Source organism: Corynebacterium sp. HMSC11E11, assembly GCF_001807025.1.
Classification (GTDB): Bacteria; Actinomycetota; Actinomycetes; order Mycobacteriales; family Mycobacteriaceae; genus Corynebacterium; species Corynebacterium freneyi.
On sequence record NZ_KV787126.1, the window covers coordinates 20,082 to 40,895 of the forward strand.

17 protein-coding genes are annotated in these 20,814 nt (G+C 68.7%); 2 read left to right on the plus strand and 15 right to left on the minus strand.

The window, feature by feature from the left end; translation table 11 throughout:
* Positions 1 to 2: 2 nt before the first annotated feature.
* Entirely contained in the window at positions 3 to 761 is a 759-nt protein-coding gene (gene dapB, locus HMPREF3121_RS03410; RefSeq protein ID WP_070519879.1) for a 4-hydroxy-tetrahydrodipicolinate reductase, read from the minus strand.
* A 404-nt stretch (positions 762 to 1,165) separates the two neighbouring features.
* Between dapB and HMPREF3121_RS03415 the strand changes: the two genes are divergently transcribed.
* Positions 1,166 to 2,632 carry an MDR family MFS transporter gene (locus tag HMPREF3121_RS03415; RefSeq protein WP_083291232.1) on the plus strand — a complete coding sequence of 489 codons (1,467 nt, stop codon included), beginning with the start codon at positions 1,166 to 1,168 and terminating at the stop codon, positions 2,630 to 2,632.
* A gap of 16 nt (positions 2,633 to 2,648) precedes the next feature.
* Here the strand turns inward: HMPREF3121_RS03415 and HMPREF3121_RS03420 are convergent, their stop codons facing one another.
* The 8 genes from HMPREF3121_RS03420 to HMPREF3121_RS03455 all read right to left on the minus strand — a co-directional run bounded on the left by HMPREF3121_RS03420 (position 2,649) and on the right by HMPREF3121_RS03455 (position 13,107).
* Positions 2,649 to 3,395, minus strand: a complete 747-nt coding sequence (locus tag HMPREF3121_RS03420) for a DUF2786 domain-containing protein (protein WP_168161359.1) — start codon at positions 3,393 to 3,395, stop codon at positions 2,649 to 2,651.
* 216 nt (positions 3,396 to 3,611) lie between these two features.
* Positions 3,612 to 6,002, minus strand: a complete 2,391-nt coding sequence (gene galK / locus HMPREF3121_RS13035) for a galactokinase (RefSeq protein WP_083291234.1) — start codon at positions 6,000 to 6,002, stop codon at positions 3,612 to 3,614.
* A complete protein-coding gene (locus HMPREF3121_RS03430; RefSeq protein ID WP_070519903.1) occupies positions 5,999 to 6,307 on the minus strand; it encodes a cell wall anchor protein in 309 nt (102 codons plus the stop codon). The genes galK and HMPREF3121_RS03430 overlap by 4 nt, the downstream gene beginning before the upstream one ends.
* Positions 6,308 to 6,318: 11 nt before the next feature.
* Positions 6,319 to 7,980 (minus strand): sodium:solute symporter family protein, encoded by a 1,662-nt coding sequence (locus HMPREF3121_RS03435; protein WP_070519883.1) that lies wholly within the window; start codon positions 7,978 to 7,980, stop codon positions 6,319 to 6,321.
* A gap of 78 nt (positions 7,981 to 8,058) precedes the next feature.
* Positions 8,059 to 9,021 carry an aldose 1-epimerase family protein gene (locus tag HMPREF3121_RS03440; RefSeq protein WP_070519905.1) on the minus strand — a complete coding sequence of 321 codons (963 nt, stop codon included), beginning with the start codon at positions 9,019 to 9,021 and terminating at the stop codon, positions 8,059 to 8,061.
* A 246-nt stretch (positions 9,022 to 9,267) separates the two neighbouring features.
* Positions 9,268 to 11,535, minus strand: coding sequence for a polyribonucleotide nucleotidyltransferase (locus HMPREF3121_RS03445; protein ID WP_070519885.1), 2,268 nt, complete (start codon positions 11,533 to 11,535; stop codon positions 9,268 to 9,270).
* 184 nt (positions 11,536 to 11,719) lie between these two features.
* Entirely contained in the window at positions 11,720 to 11,989 is a 270-nt protein-coding gene (gene rpsO, locus HMPREF3121_RS03450; protein WP_035120889.1) for a 30S ribosomal protein S15, read from the minus strand.
* 131 nt (positions 11,990 to 12,120) lie between these two features.
* Positions 12,121 to 13,107, minus strand: a complete 987-nt coding sequence (locus HMPREF3121_RS03455) for a bifunctional riboflavin kinase/FAD synthetase (RefSeq protein ID WP_070519887.1) — start codon at positions 13,105 to 13,107, stop codon at positions 12,121 to 12,123.
* 51 nt (positions 13,108 to 13,158) lie between these two features.
* Here HMPREF3121_RS03455 and truB point away from each other — a divergent pair, with 51 nt between their 5' ends.
* Complete coding sequence (truB, locus tag HMPREF3121_RS03460) at positions 13,159 to 14,094, plus strand: tRNA pseudouridine(55) synthase TruB (RefSeq protein ID WP_070519888.1); 936 nt, start codon at positions 13,159 to 13,161, stop codon at positions 14,092 to 14,094.
* 20 nt (positions 14,095 to 14,114) lie between these two features.
* Here truB and HMPREF3121_RS03465 read toward each other — a convergent pair whose 3' ends face one another.
* The 6 genes from HMPREF3121_RS03465 to infB all read right to left on the minus strand — a co-directional run.
* Positions 14,115 to 14,765, minus strand: a complete 651-nt coding sequence (locus tag HMPREF3121_RS03465; RefSeq protein WP_141742955.1) for a 4'-phosphopantetheinyl transferase family protein — start codon at positions 14,763 to 14,765, stop codon at positions 14,115 to 14,117.
* On the minus strand, positions 14,762 to 15,577 hold the full coding sequence (locus HMPREF3121_RS03470) for a metallophosphoesterase family protein (RefSeq protein ID WP_070519890.1): 816 nt from the start codon (positions 15,575 to 15,577) through the stop codon (positions 14,762 to 14,764). The genes HMPREF3121_RS03465 and HMPREF3121_RS03470 overlap by 4 nt, the downstream gene beginning before the upstream one ends.
* Positions 15,578 to 15,795: 218 nt before the next feature.
* Positions 15,796 to 17,115 (minus strand): MATE family efflux transporter, encoded by a 1,320-nt coding sequence (locus tag HMPREF3121_RS03475; protein ID WP_246580189.1) that lies wholly within the window; start codon positions 17,113 to 17,115, stop codon positions 15,796 to 15,798.
* A 1-nt stretch (position 17,116) separates the two neighbouring features.
* Positions 17,117 to 18,175 carry a DHH family phosphoesterase gene (locus tag HMPREF3121_RS03480; protein ID WP_246816053.1) on the minus strand — a complete coding sequence of 353 codons (1,059 nt, stop codon included), beginning with the start codon at positions 18,173 to 18,175 and terminating at the stop codon, positions 17,117 to 17,119.
* A gap of 1 nt (position 18,176) precedes the next feature.
* The gene (gene rbfA, locus HMPREF3121_RS03485; protein WP_035120971.1) at positions 18,177 to 18,620 is read right to left on the minus strand and encodes a 30S ribosome-binding factor RbfA; all 444 of its coding nucleotides are present in this window, start codon (positions 18,618 to 18,620) and stop codon (positions 18,177 to 18,179) included.
* A 252-nt stretch (positions 18,621 to 18,872) separates the two neighbouring features.
* A partial coding sequence (gene infB, locus HMPREF3121_RS03490; protein ID WP_070519894.1) for a translation initiation factor IF-2 occupies positions 18,873 to 20,814 on the minus strand: 1,942 nt, incomplete at its 5' end.

Sequence of the window (20,814 nt, forward strand, 5' to 3'; positions counted from 1 at the left end):
GATTACAGGCCCAGGTAGGACTCGAGGCCGACGGTCAGGCCCTCGTGGTCGGCGATCTTGCGCACGCCGACGAGCACGCCCGGCACGAAGGACGTCCGCGAGTAGGAGTCCTGCTTGATGGTCAGGGACTGGCCTTCGGTTCCGAAGATGACGGTTTCGTGGGCCACCGCGCCGGTCATGCGCACCGCGTGGACGGGCACGCCTTCGACGTCGGCGCCGCGGGATCCTTCGAGGGACTGCTCGGTGGCGTCGGGCTGGGCCGACATTCCCGCCTCACGACGAGCCCGCGCGATGCCTTCGGCGGTGTGGATGGCGGTGCCCGACGGGGAGTCCTTCTTGTGCGGGTGATGCATCTCGATGACTTCGGCCGACTCGAAGTACGGGGCGGCGATCTCGGAGAAGCGCATGGTGAGCACGGCGGAGATGGCGAAGTTCGGGGCGATGAGCACGTTGGACTTGCGGCCTTCGGCGCCGGCGTCGATCCAGGCGCGGACCTGGTCAAGGCGTTCCGGGGTGAAGCCGGTCGTGCCGACGACGGCGTGGATGCCGTTGGCCAGGCAGTACTCGAGGTTGCCCATCACGGCGTCGGGCTGAGTGAAGTCGACGATGACCTCGGCGCCGGCTTCGCTCAGCGTCGCCAGGTCGTCGCCGAAGTCCAGCGCGGCGACCAGGTCGAGGTCGTCGGCCGCTTCCACGGCCTCGCAGATGGTGGATCCGACCTTGCCCTTGGCGCCGAGCACGCCGACCTTGATGTTGCCCATGTTCTCCTGGCTCTCCCCTCGCGGCGGGCCCGTCCGGGCGCGCCTTTTCTGCTGTTTTGGTCTGCTGTTTCGGATTGCTGTCGCGGATTCGATTGTCGTGGATTGAATTATCGCGAAAACGGGTGCGGCGACGTCGCCGCCGCCGCGTTCCGTGTCCCCACCTTAGGCGGAGGGCAGTCGACTTCGTGCCGACCCGCCGTTTCACGGCGTCGAACGAGGACGACTGGCACGGCTGATGAGATAAGCGTATATTCATCGGATTTGGTGCGGGTGCACTTAGTTGCGTGCTCCCGCCACAGTCGTGCACCGGTCTTCGATCGCGAACACCATTCGGGTCGAGTCCCCTTCACGCCGAATCCATCCCACCGTCCAGCGTCCCGGCATACCGGGGAAAGGAGTGGCGCATGTCCAGCGCCGAGTCCGCCCACGACGGCGGTTCGAAGCCGAACGACGAACGGATGGAGACCCCGTCGGGCCGGAGCCCGTACCTGGCCATCTACGTCCTCCTGGCCGCCGCGTTCATCGCGATCCTCAACGAGACCGTCATGAGCGTCGCCATCCCCGTCATCAAGGCCGACCTCGACATCACCGCGACCCTGGCCCAGTGGGTCACCACGGCGTTTCTGCTGACGATGGCCGTGGTCATCCCCGTCACCGGTTTCCTCATCTCGAAGTTGACGTTGCGGCAGCTGTTCGTCGTGTCCGAGGGGCTGTTCGTGGCGGGCACGGTGATCGGTGCGTTGGCCCCGAACTTCACCGTCGTCATCGTCGGCCGCGTCATCCAGGCCGCGGGCACCGCGGTGCTGCTGCCGTTGCTGATGACCACGGTGCTGCGCCTGGTTCCCGAGCAGAACCGCGGCACGATGATGGGCAATCTGTCGATCGTCATCGCCGTCGCCCCGGCCATCGGCCCGACGGTGTCCGGTTTCATCCTGAAGTTGGCCGGCAACAACTGGCACATGCTGTTCTGGACGATGCTGCCCATCGGCGCCGCGGCGCTGATCGTCGGCACGGTTCTGCTCCCCTCCTTCGGCGAACGCTCCGACAAGCGCATCGACGTGATCTCGGTGCTGTTGTCGGCGGTCGGTTTCGGCGTGACCGTCTACGGCCTGTCCCTGGTGGGCACCGACGCCGGCGCGGCGCTGTGGATCTCCCTGGCCGTGGGCCTGACGTCGCTGGTCCTGTTCGGCCTGCGCCAGTTCCGTCTGGCCCGGACGGACTCGGCGCTGCTGGATCTGCGGGTGTTCCGCACGAAGAGCTTCTCCATTTCCACGGCCATCCTGTCGCTCGGCATGGTGGCCATGTTCGGCGTGATCATCATCCTCCCGCTGTACCTGGCCCTGCGCGGCGTCGAGGTGCTGACCATCGGCCTGATGCTCATGCCGGGACCGCTGGTGATGGGCCTGATGGGCCCGTTCGTCGGCCGCCTGTACGACAAGTACGGACCGCGTCCGCTGGTGCCCCCGGGAGCCGTGATGGTGACGCTGGGCATCCTGGGCCTGGCGCTCATCGGTTTGCACACGCCGCTGTGGTGGATCATCGCCGCCCACATCGTGTTGGAAATCGGCCTGGGCCTGCTGTTCACCCCGCTGTTCACCTGGGGCCTGAGCGATCTTCCGCAGAATCTCTATCCGGATGGTTCCGCGGTGGTCAACACCCTGCAGCAGGTTTTCGGCGCGGTCGGCACCGCCGCGTTCGTGGCCATCGCCGCCGCGGCCACCGCGACGATGACGTCGTCGACCACTCCGACCATCGCCGAGACCATCGGCGGCTACCGCATCGCCCTGTGGGTGGGCGTCGGCATCGGCGTGATCACCATCGCCCTGTCGACCCAGGTCAGGCGCACCCGCAAGCGCATCGAACTGGAATAGGCGCGCGCCCACCGGTTCACGCGCCCAGGGCCCGCACGCCGGCCACCCTGGTCTGCCCGAGGTCGGCGTCGTGTCCGGCGGCGCACCCGTGCCTGAACGCGTCGCCGTCGATCCGGGCCCTCGAGGTCGTGCGCCGCAGGTGCGGATACCTGCGGCGCATTTCGTCGTTGGCCCGCTGCGCATCATCCCTGAGCACCAGCATGGCGTTCGTCCCACCGCCCCCATCTGCCTCGCCGTCCCCGGGAGCCTCACTCGCCCGGGTCGCCGCGCGGTGTTCCATGACCGCGAGTCGATCTCCGACAACCGTGGTGAATCCGATCATGTACGACCGCCGCCACTGCGCCGTCGCCGCCGCACTACCCGCCCGCAACCGCGCGGCACCGGCCAACATGTGCGGGCACAGCACCGAGAACAGCAGTTGGACGCGCTCGACGTGCCTGACCGCGCCGATGAGCGTCCCCCGATCGGCGCTGCGACCGATCCCGCGGCCGCCGGCCCACAGCACGACCTCGCAGTGCAGCGCCTTGGCCAGGGCATGGAGCAGTCCGACCTGCTGGCGCTGATACGCCCCGGACATGTCCAGCTCCACGACCTTCATCTCCGCTCCAGCATCCGCCGGGTCACCCAGCTTCTCCGGATCCAACCCGTACCGCACGATCAGTTCGAACGCCTTGTCGCGGAACACGTCGCCTTCCGGCGTGCCCTCCCGGTCCGCCGCCTGATTGAGCAGCTTGCGGACCTTGTCGCGGATGTCTCCCCGCATCGACCCCATCTGAACCTTCCCCCTTCGGCGCGGACCTCGGCCCGCCCCATCACGTGCGCCCCGACCACCGGGCATCGCACTCGTTTTCGATTCATCCGCGATGCTACGGCATCGAACACGTCTTCGCACGGCGAAAAGCCCGGCCGCCCCGAATCGAGGTGGCCGGGCCATTTTTCACCCGCACTCGGCGGCCCCGCCGGTCAGCGTTTCACGCGATCATGCGATCTTTTCCGCGCCGTCGGACGGCACCGCCACGAGGAACTCCGGGGGCCGGAAACCCGCATCGGAGAATGCCCCGGCGATGGCGTCGGCCACCGGCCGCACCTGCGCGGCGTCGACCAGGGCGATGGCGCTGCCGCCGAATCCGCCGCCGGTCATGCGCGCTCCGACCGCCCCGTGCTCCATCGCGGTGTCCACGGCCAGGTCCAGCTCGGGGCAGGTTACCTCGTAGTCGTCGCGCAGCGAGGCGTGGCTGGCGCACATCGACTCGCCGAACGAGGCCATGTCACCCGCCTTGAGCTGCTCGATCGCGGTCGCGGTGCGCTCGATTTCGGATACGACGTGTCGCACGCGCTTGACGACGACGCGTTCCCATTCCCGTGCATCCGCACCATTGGGCACGTTCTTCCGCGCCCACTCGGCGGCTGCGGTCTCCGCGTCGTCGACGTCGCGAAGCGATGCCGCTCCCAGCCCCTCGGTCACCGCGTCGATGACGCCGCGACGCGAGGCATACTGGCCGTCGGCCAGAAAGTGCGGCGCCTTGGTGTCGATGACGAGAATGGCCAGGTCATGCGCGGGCAAATCGCAGGGCACCTGCACCGCGGAATCGTCGGCGTAGTCGATGGCCAGGGCGTTGCCGGCCTGCCCGAACAGCGAAATCCGCTGATCCAGGCCACCGGTGGACGCGCCGACGACGTCGTTTTCGGCGCTGATGCACGCGGCCACCAACGCGGCGCGCACCTCGGAGCCCTTCTCTTCGCCCGGGGCGCCGATGGGTCCGACGGTCAGCTCGTACGCCGCCAACGCCGCCGAGCATTCCAGCGCGGCCGAGCTGGACAGCCCGCCGCCGATCGGCACATCCGAGGTCACGGCGATGTCGAAGCCGCCGAGATCCTTCGGCAACAGTCCGGCCTGCTGCTGCGCCCAGATCGCGCCGACCACGTACCCGGTCCAGTTCTTCGGCTTTCCGGGGCCGACCTCGTCGACGCCGACCTCCACGATCTGCGGGTCGTCCCCGCCCATCGAGGACACGAGGCGGTACCGGCCATCGTCGCGCGGCGCCACGGCCACCCACGTGCGCTGCGACAGCGCGAAGGGCAGGCAGATGCCGCCGGCGTAATCGACGTGCTCGCCGATGAGGTTCACCCGGCCGGGCGCGGCCCACACTCCCGCGGGAGCAGTGCCGAAAGCCCTGGTAAACAGGGCGGTCGCATCGGCGGCGCCGGTGGCATCGTCACGCGTCGGCGACCACCGCGCCCCGCCGATCTCGCGGAACCGGTCCGCGATGCGCTCCGGCGTCGTGTCGGAAATCCAGGCGCCCTGGCCCGACTCCGATCCGGCCAGGAACTTCATGCGCCCCGGAGATCGCATCATCGAGTACAGCTGCAGATGCAGACGACCGTGCTCCCGGTCCTCCCCCACCGGCGCCTGATTCCACGACGCGATGTACGGCGTGCGTTCGACGCCCTCGAAGAACCGGTCCATGCGACCGAGCAGGTCAAGATACATGCGGGTCAGCTCGTCCTTCTCGACGTCGGTGAGCGCCGCGAAATCCGGCACGTCCCGATTGGCCATGAGCATGACCTCCACCGGCCACTTCGCCGCGGCCGGCACGAAGGCGGTGAAATGCTCGCCTTCCGCCACGATCCTCCTGCCCGACCGCTTCTCGGCCGCCAGGACGTCGTCGAAAAGCGAACGACCCGTCTGCTCGCGATGCTTCTTGCTCTGGTCCGCGATCGCCGCGGCCCGCGCCGGCAGGTACGGGTAGGAGTAGATCTGCCCGTGCGGGTGTTGCAGGGTGACGCCGATCTCCTTGCCGCGATTCTCGAACGGGAACACCAGACGCACGCCATCGATCTCCGACAGTTCACGCGTGCGGTGCGCCCACGCCTCCACCACGGTGCGCGCACGGTGATACGGAAGATCGCGGAACGACGAGGTCACGTCCGGGGTGAAGCACACGACCTCGCACCGGGCCAGCGCCGGACGACGCGGGAACAGGCCCTCGCCGTCGACCTCGACCGCGAAATCCTCCGGCACCTCCATGTGCATCGACAACGACGGGAACCGATTCTCGAACACCACGACGTCGTAGTCGTCGGCCGGGATCTCCGTCGGCAACTCCCCCGGCTTCGTCGGCGCAAGCGGATTTTCGTTCGCCGGCGGCATGAACGTCCGGTTCATGCGGTGCGCGGCGTAGACGTTCCACTCGCCGGTGAGCGGATCGCGGCGCAGCTCGGACTCCGTCACCGCCTCCGGCAACCGACGCTCGTCGACGGTCTTGCGCGTGCGACGGCCCTCGACGTAATCGGGTTCGTCGTCGAAGTAAATGAGCTCGCGGCCGTCGGCAAGCGTCATCCGCGTGGTGGAAAAAGCATGGGCGGTCATGGCGCGCTACGCCTCCTTCGCGACATCGGCGGGGTCTCGGGGTCGGCCGGCACGATGATCGGCCGCAGCTTCGCCCAGGTGAGGAACACTGCGGCGGCCAAGACGAGGGCCAACCCGGTCCAGGTGTTGTAGGAGGCGTCCTTCGGCAGGCCCGTGTCCGGGTTGATGCCCGGATCCAGCAGCAACGCCGACAGCAGCAGCACGATGCCGTAAATGCCCAGCAGCATGCCGATGATGTTTCGGACGTCGAAGGCACCGGCGGCCTTCTTCTCGGACGATGCGTTCTTCTCGGGTGTTGCGTTCATGTCGGTCACTCCTAGGCGAACACGATGTTGAGGACGATGACCATGGCCAGGCACAGGATGCCCAGCGGCACGGTGCGCTGGTACCACGGCAGCGCGGCTTCGTTGGCGTCGGTGAGGTTCTCCTTCGGGGTCACCGACTTCACGAATCCGACCAGCTCATGGTCCGGCTTCGGGGTGGTGACCAGGGAGACGACGATGGACAGCACGATGTCGACCACGAAGGCGACGGACGCGGCGACGAACGCGGTGCCCTGGCCCGGCAGGTTGAACACGGCGGCCTCCACGCCGGTGAAGGTGGAGATGTACCAGTAGACGATCGCCGACAGGGTACCCATGACCAGGCCCACCCAACCGGCGGTGGGCGTCATGCGCTTCCAGAACATGCCGAGGATGAAGGTGGCGAACAGCGGCGCGTTGAAGAAGCCGAACAGCGTCTGGAGGTAGTCCATGACGTTGCCGAAGTTGTTGGCGATCAGGGCGGTGAACACCGCGATGACGGCGGCGGCGACGGTGGCCCAGCGACCGAACTTCAGGTAGAAGTCGTCGTCGCGGTCCTTGATGAGGTACGCCTGGCAAATGTCGTAGCTGATCACCGTGTTGAACGCGGAGATGTTGGCGGCCATGCCGGCCATGAAGGCGGCGAGCAGGCCGGCGATGGCGACGCCGAGCAGGCCGTTGGGCAGCAGGTCGCGCATCAGGTACAGGATGGCGTCGTTCGGCGCGGCGGTCTGGTTCATGATCGGCGTGACCGTCGCGGCGGCGATCATGCCGGGCACGACGACGATGAAGGGGACGAACATCTTCGGGAAGGCGCCGATGATGGGGGTCTTGCGGGCCGCGGACAGCGAGTCGGCGGCCATGGAGCGCTGGACTTCGACGAAGTTGGTGGTCCAGTAACCGAAGGACAGCACGAAGCCGAGGCCGAAGGTCAGGCCGATGACGGAGACGACGGGGTTGTCGAAGCCGGAGATGTCGGTGCCGGGCCAGGTGTGGAAGTGCGATTCGGCGGCGATGGAGGCTTTGAGTCCGCTCCAGCCGCCGACGTTGTGCAGGCCGATGAGGGTCAGCGGCAGCAGGGCGGCGATGATGACGAAGAACTGCAGGACTTCGTTGTAGATCGCCGCGGACAGGCCGCCGAGGGTGATGTAGGACAGGACGATGACGGCGGCGACGATGAGGGTCACCCACAGGGGCCAGCCGAGCAGGGAGTTGACGACTTTCGCCAGCAGCAGCAGGTTGATGCCGGCGATGAGCAGCTGGGCGACGGCGAAGGAGATTGCGTTGACCAGGTGTGCGCCGGGGCCGAAGCGCCGCAGCATGAATTCGGGGACGGAGCGGACCTTCGAGCCGTAGTAGAAGGGCATCATGACGATGCCGAGGAAGACCATGGCGGGGATCGCGCCGATCCAGAAGTAGTGCATGGTCTGGAATCCGTATTGGACGCCGTTGGCGGACATGCCGACGATTTCGACGGCGCCGAGGTTGGCGGAGATGAACGCCAGGCCCGTCACCCACGCCGGCAGCGAGCGGCCGGAGAGGAAGAAGTCGATGGACGAGGACACTTTGGACCGGGCGGCCCAGCCGATGCCCAGAACGAATGCGAAGTAGAGGGCGACGAGCAGGTAATCGACCCAGCTCGCGTCCAGCCGGAGTGCGGCTTCAGCCTGAATCACGGCATTCTCCTGACTGTGTGGTGGTCGTGTGGTCGGGGGAAACGTTTGTTGGCGGCGTGTCGTGCGTCGTCCGTCGCTTTACGACGTCGATGTGGTCACGGCACGCAAGCCCATGGCCAGTTCGATCTTTTCGCCGGCGTCGATGCGGATGAGGTCGCGACCGGATCTCAGCGCGTCGGGTGGACAGGTCATGGGTTCGACCGCCACCGCGCGGCCGACGCGGGGGAATCCTTCGCGGCGGGCGGGGTCGGCGGTGAAGATCTGGAACCACCGGAAGTGGTCGTCGGCCCACAGTTCGACGCCGTGTCCGTCGGGGCCGATGAGGCGTGCGCTGGCGTCGGCGGCCGGTGAGTTGAAGCAGTGGTCGAGCCACAGGCCGGAGGTGGCGATGCCGTCGGACAGGCCGGGGACGACGGCGTCGGCGGGGATCATGGGACCGGCGGGCAGGTTGCGGGCGGGCTCGAGCGGGAGGTTGGCCTCGACGTCGACGGACAGGATGCAGTCGGCGACGTCCGCACCGGCGGCGCTGAGGTAGGGGTGGAAGCCGAAGCCGAAGGGGCAGGCGGTCTCGCCGCGGTTTTCGGCGGTGACGGCGGCGCGCAGGCCGTCGTCGGCGTCGACGCTCCAGCGCACCGTGAAGCGCATCGGCCATTGCCAGCCGGGCTGCGGGGCGACGTCAATGGCCAGGGTGACGTGGTCGTCGCCTGCTTCGACGAAGTTCCAGACGCGGTCGTCGACGAAACCGTGGATGGCGTTGGAGCGGCCGGGCTCCGTGATTTCCAGACGGTGGACGACGCCGTCGTGGATGAAAACGCCGTCGGCGACCCGGTTGGGCCACGGCGCCAGCATCGTCCCGGCGTTCAGGGGCGGGAATTCGCCGCGCGGGTAGTCGACCAGCAGAGGGCGGCCGTCGTATTCGAGCAAGCGGGGGCCTCCGCCGAAGGCGGAGATGTCAGCGCGGTACCGTCCCGCCGAAATCTCGATGAACGGATGCCCGTGACGCGGGCGCTTCGGCGTCCCTGCGCTTGCGGTGGTGGCCATCATGACGCTCCTGCGGCGAAATGCTTCGGGTGTGACCCCATTGACATCGACCATAGCACTGTAACGTCAGAACTGGTCATAACCGGAATGTCTATTCGGACACATCCGGGAGCGCTTGCTCGGTTCAGGCGACGTGTAATCCCACTTCCCCCACGCATCCGGATACCGAGCCTGCCCGTGAACGCACGGAGGCCCCGCACCGTGAGGAACACGATGCGGGGCCCGTCGGCCGGTTGCCGGAGGAGATTACTCCTGGACCGGAACCAGGGAGATCTTGCCGCGGTTGTCGATGTCCGCGATCTCGACCTGCAGCTTGTCGCCGACGTTGACGACGTCCTCGACCTTGTCGATGCGCTTGCCGTCGCCGAGCTTGGAAATGTGCACCAGGCCGTCGCGGCCCGGGACCAGGGAGACGAACGCGCCGAAGGCGGTGGTCTTGACCACGGTGCCCAGGTAGCGCTCGCCGACCTTCGGCAGCTGCGGGTTGGCGATGGCGTTGATCTTCTCGATCGCCGCGTCGGCGGCCTCGCCGGAGGTGGCGGACACGAAGATCGTGCCGTCGTCCTCGATGGAGATGTTCGCGCCGGTCTCCTCCGTGATGCCGTTGATGACCTTGCCCTTGGGGCCGATGACCTCGCCGATCTTCGACTGCGGCACGGTGATCGTGGTGATCTTCGGGGCGTACGGGCTCATCTCGTCCGGCTCGTCGATGGCCTCGGCCATGACCTCCAGGATGGTCAGGCGCGCGTCACGGGCCTGCTCCAGCGCGTCTGCCAGCACCTTCGACGGGATGCCGTCGAGCTTGGTGTCCAGCTGCAGCGCGGTGATGAAGCCGGAGGTGCCGGCGACCTTGAAGTCCATGTCGCCGAAGGCGTCCTCGGCGCCGAGGATGTCGGTCAGCGCGACGTAGCGGGTCTCGCCGTCGACCTCGCCGGAGACCAGGCCCATGGCGATGCCGGCCACCGGGGCGCGCAGCGGCACGCCCGCGTTGTACAGCGACAGCGTCGAGGCGCACACCGAGCCCATCGACGTCGAGCCGTTGGAGCCCAGCGCCTCGGAGACCTGGCGGATGGTGTACGGGAACTCCTCGCGCGACGGCAGCACCGGCACGATGGCCCGCTCGGCGAGCGCACCGTGGCCGATTTCGCGGCGCTTCGGGGAACCGACGCGGCCGGTCTCGCCGGTGGAGTACGGCGGGAAGTTATAGTGGTGGAAGTAGCGCTTCGCGGACACCGGGCCCAGCGAATCGATCTGCTGCTCCATCTTCAGCATGTCCAGCGTGGTCACGCCCAGGATCTGGGTCTCGCCGCGCTCGAACAGGGCGGAGCCGTGGGCGCGCGGAATCAGCTCGACCTCGACGCCCAGGTCGCGGATCGCGTCGGTGGCGCGGCCGTCGATGCGGAAACCGTCGGTGAGGATCATGTCGCGCACGATCGACTTCATCAGACCGTTGTACGCGGCGGCGATTTCCTTGCCGCGCTCCGGGAACTGCGGCTCGAGGGTCTCGATGACCTCGTCCATGAAGGCGTTGGTGGCCTCGTCGCGGTCCTGCTTCGACGGGTTCTTCAACAGCTTCGGCAGCTTGGCGGCGGCCTCGGCCTCGACGGCGGCGTAGACGTCGTCGTTGTAGGCCGGGAACAGCGGGAATTCGCGGACGTCCTGGGCGGCCTCGTCGGCCAGCGCCTGCTGCGCGCGGCACAGCTCGGCGATGAACGGCTTGGCGGCCTCCAGGCCCTGGGCGACGACGGACTCCGTCGGCGCCGGACGGCCCTGGGCGATGAGGTCGGCGACGTGCTCGGTGGCGCCGGCCTCGACCATCATGATGGCCACGTTGTCGGCGGAGGCCTTGGCCTTGCGGGACTTGCCGCGGCCCTTGGCGGCGTTGTCGTCGGCCAGGCGACCGGCGACGACGATCTCGAACAGGGCCTGCTCGTGCTGTTCGATGGTCGGGAACGCGACCCAGGTGCCCTTCGGGTGCGCGTCGTCGGCGACGAGCGCCATGCGAACGGCGCCGACCGGGCCGGACACCGGCAGGCCGGACAGCTGGGTGGCGGCGGAGGCGGCGTTGATGGCCACCACGTCGTACATGTCCTTCGGGTCGAGGGACAGCACGGTGATGATGATCTGGACCTCGTTGCGCAGGCCCTTGACGAAGGTCGGGCGCAGCGGGCGGTCGATCAGGCGGCACGCGAGGATCGCGTCCTGGCCCGGGCGTCCCTCGCGGCGGAAGAAGGAACCGGGGATGCGGCCCGCGGCGTACATGCGCTCCTCGACGTCCACCGTCAGCGGGAAGAAGTCGAAGCCCTCGCGGGGGTTGTTCGACGCGCACGTCGTGGCGAGCATCATCGTGTCGTCGTCGAGGTACGCGGTGACGGCGCCGTCGGCCTGGCGGGCCAGCTGGCCGGTCTCGAAGCGAATCTCGCGGGTGCCGAAGTCACCGTTGTCGATGACCGCGACGGTCTCCACGATGTCGTCGTAGCCGTTGTCGTCGTAGTCGTACTGATTGTCGGTCATACGGGGAAAACCACGTCTTTCGTTTGGTGAGCCCCCGGGGCGATCGTCGGTGCCGCCCTATCCTGTTCATCTCGGGGCATCGGGGCGACTCTACCACGGTGAACGCGAGAAAGCCCGCCGCAACCAGGGTGATCCTGGTCGCGGCGGGCTCGTCCGGCCGCCGGATTCCGGCGACGAAAAGTTCTTAGCGGCGGAGGCCGAGGCGCTCGATGAGGTTACGGTAGCGCTGGACGTCGTTGTCGGCCAGGTACTTGAGCAGGCCCTTGCGACGACCCACGAGCAGCAGCAGGCCGCGGCGCGAGTGGTGGTCGTGCTTGTGGAACTTCAGGTGCTCGGTGAGCTGGCGGATGCGGGCGGTCAGCAGCGCGACCTGGGCCTCCGGCGAACCGGTGTCGGTCTCGTGCAGGCCGAACTCCTTGAGGACGTCGGCCTTCTCCTGGGTCGAAAGCGCCATGGGGCGTCTCCTTCTCGTCGATGGTTGTTTCAGTCCACTTCGCGGCCCCGGCGACACCGGCGTCATGGCGACTGTTCGTGGACCACAGTCACGGCCAACGGGCGAGAGTACCAGCAGTCCGGCTCGGAAACCTAATCGCCGTCCGCGCCGAGGATCCGTCGCGTTTCGACGACGTCGAGGTTCATCCGTTCGATGAGCGGATCGACGCCGTCGAACTTCTCCATGCCGCGGATGCGGCCGACGAAGTCGATGGAGCCGGTGAGTCCGTACAGGTCGGCGGAACGGTCGAGGATGAACGCCTCGACGGTGCGGGCGGTGTCGCCGAAGGTGACGTTCGTGCCCACGGACACCGCCGCCGGGTAGGCGCGGCCGAGTTCGATGTCGCCGTCGGGGTCGACGTCGGTGCGTTCCGGCCCCTCGGATGCGGTGAACCAGGCGGCGTAGACGCCGTCGGCGGGCACGGCCAGGCCCGGGGCGACGTCGATGTTGGCGGTCGGGAAGCCCAGCTGGGCTCCTCCCCTGCCCTGGCCGTGGATGACTTCGCCGGTGACGCGGTGCGGGTGGCCGAGGCAGTCGGCCGCGGCGGCGACGTCACCGTCGGCGAGGTGTCCGCGCACGCGGGTCGACGACACCCGGTCGCCCCCGTCGGCGAGCAACTCGACGATCTCGACGTCGATGCCGTGCGCGGCGCCGTGGTCGGGCAGCGTGTCGGTGGTGCCGGCGGCCTTGTGGCCGTAGGTGAAGTTCTCGCCGACGACGACGGCCTTGGCGTGCAGCTTGCCGGCGAGGATGTCGGCGACGAAGTCCTCGGGCTCGACGGCGGCGAGCGCCCGGTCGAAGCGCAGCACGAGCATCGCGTCGACGCCTATCTCCGCTGCGAGTTCGGCGCGCCGCGGCCAGGTCGCCAGCGTCGCCGGCGCCTTGTCGGGGGCGAAGACGGCGATGGGGTGCGGGTCGAAGGTGACGAGCACGGCGGGCACGCCGAGGTCGCGGGCCCTGTCCACCGCCCGGCCGATCAGCCGTCGGTGGCCGCGATGGATGCCGTCGAAGGCGCCGATGGTCACGACGGTGTCGCCCAGGTCGGCGGGTACGTTGTCAATCCCGTGCCAGATGTCCACGCGCCAACCCTACGACACCGGCGGGGGCTTCCGCCGAATAGGATGCCCCTCATGAACGCATCCGGGAACACGCGTGATCCGAAGGTCGATCCGCTCGCCGATTCGGGGCTCGTCGTGGTGGACAAGCCGGCCGGAATGACCAGCCACGACGTCGTCGCAAAGCTGCGGCGGATGTTCGGCACGCGCCGGGTGGGGCATTCGGGGACGTTGGATCCGATGGCGACGGGCGTGCTGGTGCTGGGCGTCAATCGCGGCACGCGGTTCCTGCCGCACGTCCACGCCGACGCGAAGTCCTATGACGCGACGATCCGCCTGGGTGCCTCGACCGTCACCGACGACGCCGAGGGCGAGGTGCTGGCCACCGCGACGCCCGAACAGCTCGCGGCGGTGACCGATGAGGCGATCATGGCCGGCGTCGCGGCTCTCACCGGCCACATCATGCAGCGTCCGGCGTCGGTGTCGGCGGTGAAGATCGACGGGGTCCGCGCCCACGAACGCATGCGTCGCGGCGAGGACGTCGTGCTGCCCGAGCGTCCGGTGACCGTGTCGCTTTTCGACGTCCACGGGATTCGTCGTCACGCGGAATGGATCGATCTCGACGTCAGCGTGGACTGCTCGGCCGGCACCTTCATCCGGTCCCTGGCGCGGGATTTGGGGGCCGGCCTGGGCGTCGGCGGGCATCTCACGGCGTTGCGGCGCACGGCGGCGGGGCCGTTCCGGATCGAGGGCGCGAAAACCCTGGAGCAGCTGGAGGCGGATCCGACGCCGACGATGAGCCTCGACGAGGCGTGCCTGGCGTGCTTCCCCGCCCGCGACGTCACCGCCGACGAAGGCGTGGCGCTGTCGCAGGGCAAGTGGCTCGAACCGATCGGGATGGACGGCGTGCAGGCGGCGCGCACCCCCGACGGGCGCGTCGTCGCCCTCATCACCGAGTCCGGAAAGCGCGCGAAGACCGTGTTCGTGGTGCGGCCCTCGACGCTGCAGTAGCCCGTCAGCAGCCCGTCGCCCTACCGGACGATGGCCGTGGCGATGACGTAGCCGTTGTCCACGGTCCAGTGACCCTCGATGAAGTGGACGGGCGTGGGCCGGACCAAGATGTAGGAGACGAAGGTGCCGTCGGGGCGCAGGTCGATGTCGGCGTCCTCGAAGCCGAGCCAGCGGCCCGTCAACGGGTACCACGCCTTGTACGTGGCCTCCTTGGCGCAGAAGAGCAGACGATCCGCGCAGGCCAGGCCGGAGGAACCGATGGTGGCCAGCTCGCGGGCGCTGGCGATGGAGGCCAGCACCCCGTCGGGCAGCGGCTCGGCGACCTCGGCGTCGACGCCGATGGAACGCACCAGCAGGCGCGGGGCGACGACGGCGGCGCGGAACCCGCGGGTGTGCGTCATGGAGCCGGTGATCTGGTTCGGCCACAGCGGCATGCCCCGTTCGCCGCGCAGGATCGGCTTGGCCGACGGCTTGCCGGTCAGCTCCTCGATGGCCCGGTGGGCGCACCAGCGGGCGTCGCCGAACTCGGCCTTGCGCGCGTCGACGGCGCCTGCGACGAGATTGCGTTCCGCCGGGTCGAGCGCATGGTAGTTCTCCAGGCTGTCGCCGGTCGTCCACATCTGATGGAACGAGGCGTGCGCCGGGAGCATGGCCTTCGTGAGCACAGTCATCGAACCTCCATTACCGGGTAGGGCCACGTCCGGTCGCCTTCCCGCGGCTGCCATTCCCTCGGGTAACCGAGGGAGACTTCCGTGTGCGGCACGCCGTCGACGACGGTGGTGCCGGGGATGTGCAGGTGCCCGTAGATGACGTGGCGGGCCTGGTACCGCGTGCCCCAGTCCTGCGTGTGCCGGGTGCCGGCCCACATGGACAGTTCCGGGTAGAACACCGCGGACAGCGGTTCCCGGGCGAGCGGCCAGTGGTTGACCAGGATCGTCGGCCCGTCGACGCGGGCGAGCCTGCGCACGGTGTAGGCCAGGCGGCGCCGGCACCACAGGACCGGGTCGACGAAGGGTTTGATGGCGAACTCGTCGGTCATGATGACCTGGCTGGCGCCCGCCATCTCGAGCGCCTCGGCGATGGTCGTGCCGGCCGGGCGCCAGGAGTAGTCGTACAGCGTGAACAGCGGGCAGATGGTGACGCCGCCGAACTCGGGGTACGGGTCCTCGGGCGTGAGCACGCCGAGGCGGCGGCAACCGTCGACGAGCTGCGCGTAGCGGTCCTCGCCCACGTGGGCGTCGGCGCCGCGGCAGAACAGTTCGTGGTTGCCGGGGACCCAGATCACCTGCGCCCAGCGGCGGGACAGTTCGCCGAGGGTCTTGAGCACCAGTTCGGGCCGTTCGGCGACGTCGCCGGCGACGATGAGCCAGTCCGCGGGGTTCCGCGGGCGCAGCGCCTCGACGACGGCCTTGTTCGCCTTGACGGCGACGTGCAGGTCGGAGACCGCCCACAGCGTGGTCGACGGATGGTCGTCGTCCGCCATGGGCGCCTCCTCTGCTTCGTGTGCCGTGAACCCTACTTCTCGTATCGCCGTGTGTCACGAATTCGTAACGCCACGGCAGCAGTCAAGGCCATCTTCTTGACGACGGTGACCCGCCTGGTTCACGAATGACCCGTAGGCAACTTTAGTCACAACCTCCACAACGTCAACAATGTTGGTGCAACAAATCACCGGCGTCTCCCCCGGAGGCGAACTCGCGGCTACTCCCCCGCTGCGACCGTCCACCCCGTGCCGCGGTAGCGCACGGCGACGAACACGAGACGCAGCAGCATGAAGGTGAGCAGGCCCCACCACACGCCGGTGAGCCCCCAGCCCATGGACAGGGTCAGCCACACCGGCGGCAGGAAGCCCAACACCACCGCGGTGATGGTGGCGTTGCGCAAAAACGCCGCGTCACCGGCGCCGAGCAACACCCCGTCGATGGCGAAGACGACGCCGCCGACCGGGATCATGGCCACGAGAATCCACCAGGGCCCTTCGGCGATCGCCGCGATGACCCCGTCGGAGCTGGTGAACAGCCCCGGCAGCACCCCGTGCAGCACCGCGAACGCCACGGCCAGCACGCCGGCGAACACGGTCGACCACGCGATGACCCGCCGGGCGGTGAACCGCGCCGCCGCCACCGACCCCACGCCCAGCGCCGCCCCGACGAGGGTCTGCGCGGCAATGGCCAGCGAGTCGAGCACCAGCGACAGCAGGTTCCACAGTTGCAGCAGGATCTGGTGGCCGCCGAGTGAGAACGCGCCCAACCGCCCGGCGACGCCGGCGGCCGACAGGAACGCCACCTGGAAAGCCAGGGACCGCAGGATCAGGTCCCGGCCGAGCACCAGCTGGCGCTTGATCAGGGTCCATCTGGGCCGCTTGTCGACATCCTGCGCCGACGCGGAAACGGCGAGTTTTCGCAGGAACAGCGAGGCGGTGATCGTCTCGCCCATGATCATCGCCCATGCCGAGCCGTCGAGTCCGAGCCAGCCGACGAGCGGCACGATGCACAGTGCTGCGGGACCCAAGCCGCCGACGACGTAGAGGAACGGCCGTCGCGTGTCCTGCACTCCGCGCATCCACCCGTTGCCGGCCTGGGCGATGAGCGTGAGGGGAATGCCGAATGCCGCGATGCGCAGCCACCCGGCCGCGGCCGTCGCAACGTCCGCGTCCGGGGTGAGCAGCCGTGTGATGCCGCCGGCGAAGACCTCCACCAGCGCAAGGAGAATCGCGCCGACGAACACCGCCACCCACGTCGCCTGCACTCCCTCGGCGACCGCGCCGCGCACGTCGCCGCGGCCGAACGCTCGGGAGGCCCGGGCCGTGGTGCCGTAGGCCAGGAACGTCAGCTGCGCGGTGAGCATGGAAAACACCGTCGCGCCGGCGGCCAGCGCCGCCAATTCGATGGCGCCGAGACGACCGACGACGGCGGTGTCCAGAAGCAGGTACAGCGGCGGCGCCGCCAACACTCCGAGGGCGGGCAGCGCCAGGCCGAGGATCCGGCCCGCGGTGACGGGCCGGTCGAGTTCCGTGGTCACGTCAGCTGCCGTCGGCGTCGGTCGCCTGCTCGATCGTGGCGGCCGCGACGTCGGTCGCGCCGAGCAGCGCTCCGAGCACGGCATCGCGGTCGCCGTTGAAGTTGTACCCGGCCGCCCGAAGGTGCCCGCCGCCGCCGAGGAAGGCGGCCACTGCGGCGACGTCGACGAGTTCGCGCGAACGCAGCGACATCGACCAGAAACCCGGCGAGTACTCCTTGAACACGGCCGCGACGTCGCCGCCCTTGGTGGTGCGGACCACGTCGACGACGGCCTCGACCTCATCGTGGCCGACGTCGGCCATGTCCTCGTGGGAAATGGTGACGTGCACCAGGCCGGCGCCGTCGGCCCATTCGGGCACGCGGACGGCGGTGGCCATGACTCGGCCGAGGAACGGCAGGTACTCGAAGGGGTGGCCCTCCAGCAGCTGCGCGCCGATGGTTCGCGGGTCCAGGCCCTTGTTCAGCAGCCGCGCCGCCGCGGTGTGCATGCGGGAGCGGCCGAACTGGAAGGACACGGTGTCGGTGAGCAGACCGGCGTACAACGCATGCGCCATGTCGCGGGTGAGCTTGATGCCCCAGACCTCGAAGAAGTCCAGCAACACCATCGTCGACGATTCCGATTCGTCGTCGACCATGTTCACCGTTCCGTACAGCGAGTTGGTGTCGTGGTGGTCGACGACGATGAGGCGATCCGACTCCATCATCCGCTCACGCAGCACGCCCAGGCGTTCCGGGCTGGCGCAGTCGACCGACACCCACGTGTCCACCGTCTCCGGGATGTCGCCGGGGGCGACGAAGAACTCCCAGCCCGGAATGGTCAACAGCGACTTCGCCGGCGCCTCGTCGTTGCCGTAGGACGCCACCGCGCGGATGCCGCGCTGCCGCAGCGCCATCACCATCGCCGAAGCCGCGCCGATCGCGTCGGCGTCGGGGTGGATGTGGCACACCACGGCCACGAACTCCGCGTCGGCGAGCATGTCCATCGAGTCCTGGATCGGACCGGACATGCGCCTGCTGATCGACTGCGACAGCTGATGCGCCGCCTGCTCCCCCGGCCCCACGTCAGGCCTCCGCCTCGTCGGCGTGGCGGTACGGGTCGGACTCGCCGGCGGGGGCGGCGCCCTCGCGCAGCTTCGCCAACTCGGCGTCGCGCTGACGGGTCTTGGCCAGCAGCTCCTCCATGTGGGCGCTGACCTCGGGGACGGTGTCGACCTCGAACGCCAACGTCGGCGTGTAGCGCACGCCCAGTGCCCGACCGACGATCGAGCGCAGCTGCCCGCGGGCGCGGTTGAGCGAGTCGGCGGCGGCGTCCCAATCGGGGTCCTCGTCGATGGTGCGGCCGCGGACGGTGTAGAACACCGTCGCGTCGTGCAGGTCGCCGGTGACGCGGCAGTCGGTGATGGTCACCAGCTCGAGGCGGCGGTCCTTGACCTCCCGTTCGATCGCGGCGGCGACGACCTCCTGAATTCGCTTGGCCATGCGGCGTGCGCGTGCGGGATCGGCCATCTCGATCATCTCCTCTGGTCGGGGACTGTTTTCTCGACGACCCGCCAACGAAAGGCGGATCCGTCGTTCACGCCGGGCCGCGAGGTGATCGCGCCCGGAACTCCGGCCTCCCAGAATAGCCGCTCCCCCGGATCATCGGCGCCCGCCCCCGCCCTTCCATGCTTCACGACGAAGCCGGCCCCCACGCCATTCGGGCGTGGGGGCCGGCCGTCGTAAAGCGGTGCCCGCCGAAAACCGGCGATGCGAGGCGAACTAGTCGCGCGGCACCTCGACCATCTCGTAGGCCTCGATGATGTCGTCGACCTGGATGTCCGGGTACGACAGCACCATGCCGCACTCGTAGCCGGCGGACACCTCGGTGACGTCGTCCTTCTCGCGGCGCAGCGAATCGATGGTCGCCTTCTCCGCCACGACGTTGCCGTCGCGGATGAGACGCACGTTGGCGTTGCGGCGCATCTTGCCGGACTCCACCATGCAACCCGCGATGAGGCCGACGGCGGACGCCTTGAAGATCGCGCGGATCTCGGCGCGACCCAGCTGGCGCTCCTCGTAGATCGGCTTGAGCATGCCCTTGAGCGCCTGCTCGACTTCCTCGATCGCCTTGTAGATGACCGTGTAGTAGCGCACGTCCACGCCGGCGGCGTTGGCGGCCTCGGTGGCCTTGCCCTCGGAACGGACGTTGAAGCCGATGATCACCGCATCCGACGCCTCGGCCAGCGTGACGTTGGTCTGCGTCACCGCACCGACGCCGCGGTCGATGATGTTGAGCTGGACCTCCTCGTCGACCTCGATCTTGAGCAGCGCCTCTTCCAGTGCCTCGACGGTACCGGCGTTGTCGCCCTTCAGGATCAGGTTGAGGGTGTTGGTCTCCTTCATGAACTCGTCGAGGTTCTCCAGGGAGACGCGACGACGGTTGCGGGCCTGCAGCGCGTTACGACGACGGGCGTCGCGACGATCCGCGATCTGACGGGCCGTGCGGTCCTCGTCGACCACCAGCAGGTTGTCGCCGGCGCCACACACCGAGGTCAGGCCGAGCACCTGCACCGGACGGGACGGACCCGCCTCCTCGACATCGTTGCCGTACTCGTCGACCATGCGACGGACGCGACCGTAGGCGTCGCCGACGACGATGGAATCGCCGATGCGCAGCGTGCCTCGCTGAACGATGACGGTGGCCACCGGGCCACGGCCGCGGTCCAGGTGCGCCTCGATGGCGATGCCCTGCGCGTCCATGTTCGGGTTGGCGACCAGATCCAGCGCGGCGTCGGCCGTCAGCAGGACCGCCTCCAGCAGCTTGTCGATGTTCAGGCCCTGCTTCGCGGAGATGTCGACGAACATCGTGTCGCCGCCCCACTCCTCGTCGGTCAGGCCGTACTCGGTCAGCTGGCCGCGGATCTTCTGCGGATCAGCGGTCTCCTTGTCGATCTTGTTGACCGCCACGACGATTGGCACGTCGGCCGCCTTCGCGTGGTTGATGGCCTCCACCGTCTGCGGCATGACGCCGTCGTCGGCGGCGACCACGAGGATCGCGACGTCGGTGGCCTGCGCACCACGGGCACGCATGGCGGTGAACGCCTCGTGACCCGGGGTATCCAGGAAGGTCACCTTGCGCTCGGTGTCCTCGAAGTCGACGTTGACCTGGTAGGCGCCGATGTGCTGCGTGATGCCGCCGGCCTCGTCGCCGCCCACGTTCGCCTTGCGGATGGTGTCCAGCAGACGGGTCTTGCCGTGGTCGACGTGACCCATGACGGTGACCACCGGCGGGCGGACCACGAGGTCCTCCTCGTCGCCCTCGTCCTCGCCGAACTGCAGGTCGAAGGACTCGAGGAGCTCACGGTCCTCGTCCTCCGGCGAGACGACCTGGACCTTGTAGTCCATCTCCTCGCCCAGCAGCTGCAGGGTCTCGTCGCTCACCGAGGCGGTCGCGGTGACCATCTCGCCGAGGTTGAACAGGGCCTGCACCAGGGCGGCCGCGTCGGCGCCGATCTTCTCGGCGAAGTCCGACAGGGACGCGCCGCGGGCGAGCCGGATGGTCTGGCCCTTGCCGTTGGGCAGCTTGACGCCGCCGACGACCGAAGGCGCCTGCATCGACTCGTATTCGTGCCTCTTCTGCCGCTTCGACTTGCGTCCACGGCGCGGGGCGCCGCCCGGACGTCCGAAGGCGCCGGCGGTGCCGCCGCGACGACCGCCGCGA

Excerpts from the sequence above, each read along its gene's own strand:
- dapB (WP_070519879.1), bottom strand. The coding sequence starts at position 761 with ATGGGCAACATCAAGGTCGGCGTGCTCGGCGCCAAGGGCAAGGTCGGA.
- HMPREF3121_RS03415 (WP_083291232.1), top strand. The coding sequence starts at position 1,166 with ATGTCCAGCGCCGAGTCCGCCCACGACGGCGGTTCGAAGCCGAACGAC.
- HMPREF3121_RS03420 (WP_168161359.1), bottom strand. The coding sequence starts at position 3,395 with ATGCGGGGAGACATCCGCGACAAGGTCCGCAAGCTGCTCAATCAGGCG.
- galK (WP_083291234.1), bottom strand. The coding sequence starts at position 6,002 with ATGACCGCCCATGCTTTTTCCACCACGCGGATGACGCTTGCCGACGGC.
- HMPREF3121_RS03430 (WP_070519903.1), bottom strand. The coding sequence starts at position 6,307 with ATGAACGCAACACCCGAGAAGAACGCATCGTCCGAGAAGAAGGCCGCC.
- HMPREF3121_RS03440 (WP_070519905.1), bottom strand. The coding sequence starts at position 9,021 with ATGGCCACCACCGCAAGCGCAGGGACGCCGAAGCGCCCGCGTCACGGG.
- HMPREF3121_RS03445 (WP_070519885.1), bottom strand. The coding sequence starts at position 11,535 with ATGACCGACAATCAGTACGACTACGACGACAACGGCTACGACGACATC.
- rpsO (WP_035120889.1), bottom strand. The coding sequence starts at position 11,989 with ATGGCGCTTTCGACCCAGGAGAAGGCCGACGTCCTCAAGGAGTTCGGC.
- truB (WP_070519888.1), top strand. The coding sequence starts at position 13,159 with ATGAACGCATCCGGGAACACGCGTGATCCGAAGGTCGATCCGCTCGCC.
- HMPREF3121_RS03465 (WP_141742955.1), bottom strand. The coding sequence starts at position 14,765 with ATGACTGTGCTCACGAAGGCCATGCTCCCGGCGCACGCCTCGTTCCAT.
- HMPREF3121_RS03470 (WP_070519890.1), bottom strand. The coding sequence starts at position 15,577 with ATGGCGGACGACGACCATCCGTCGACCACGCTGTGGGCGGTCTCCGAC.
- rbfA (WP_035120971.1), bottom strand. The coding sequence starts at position 18,620 with ATGGCCGATCCCGCACGCGCACGCCGCATGGCCAAGCGAATTCAGGAG.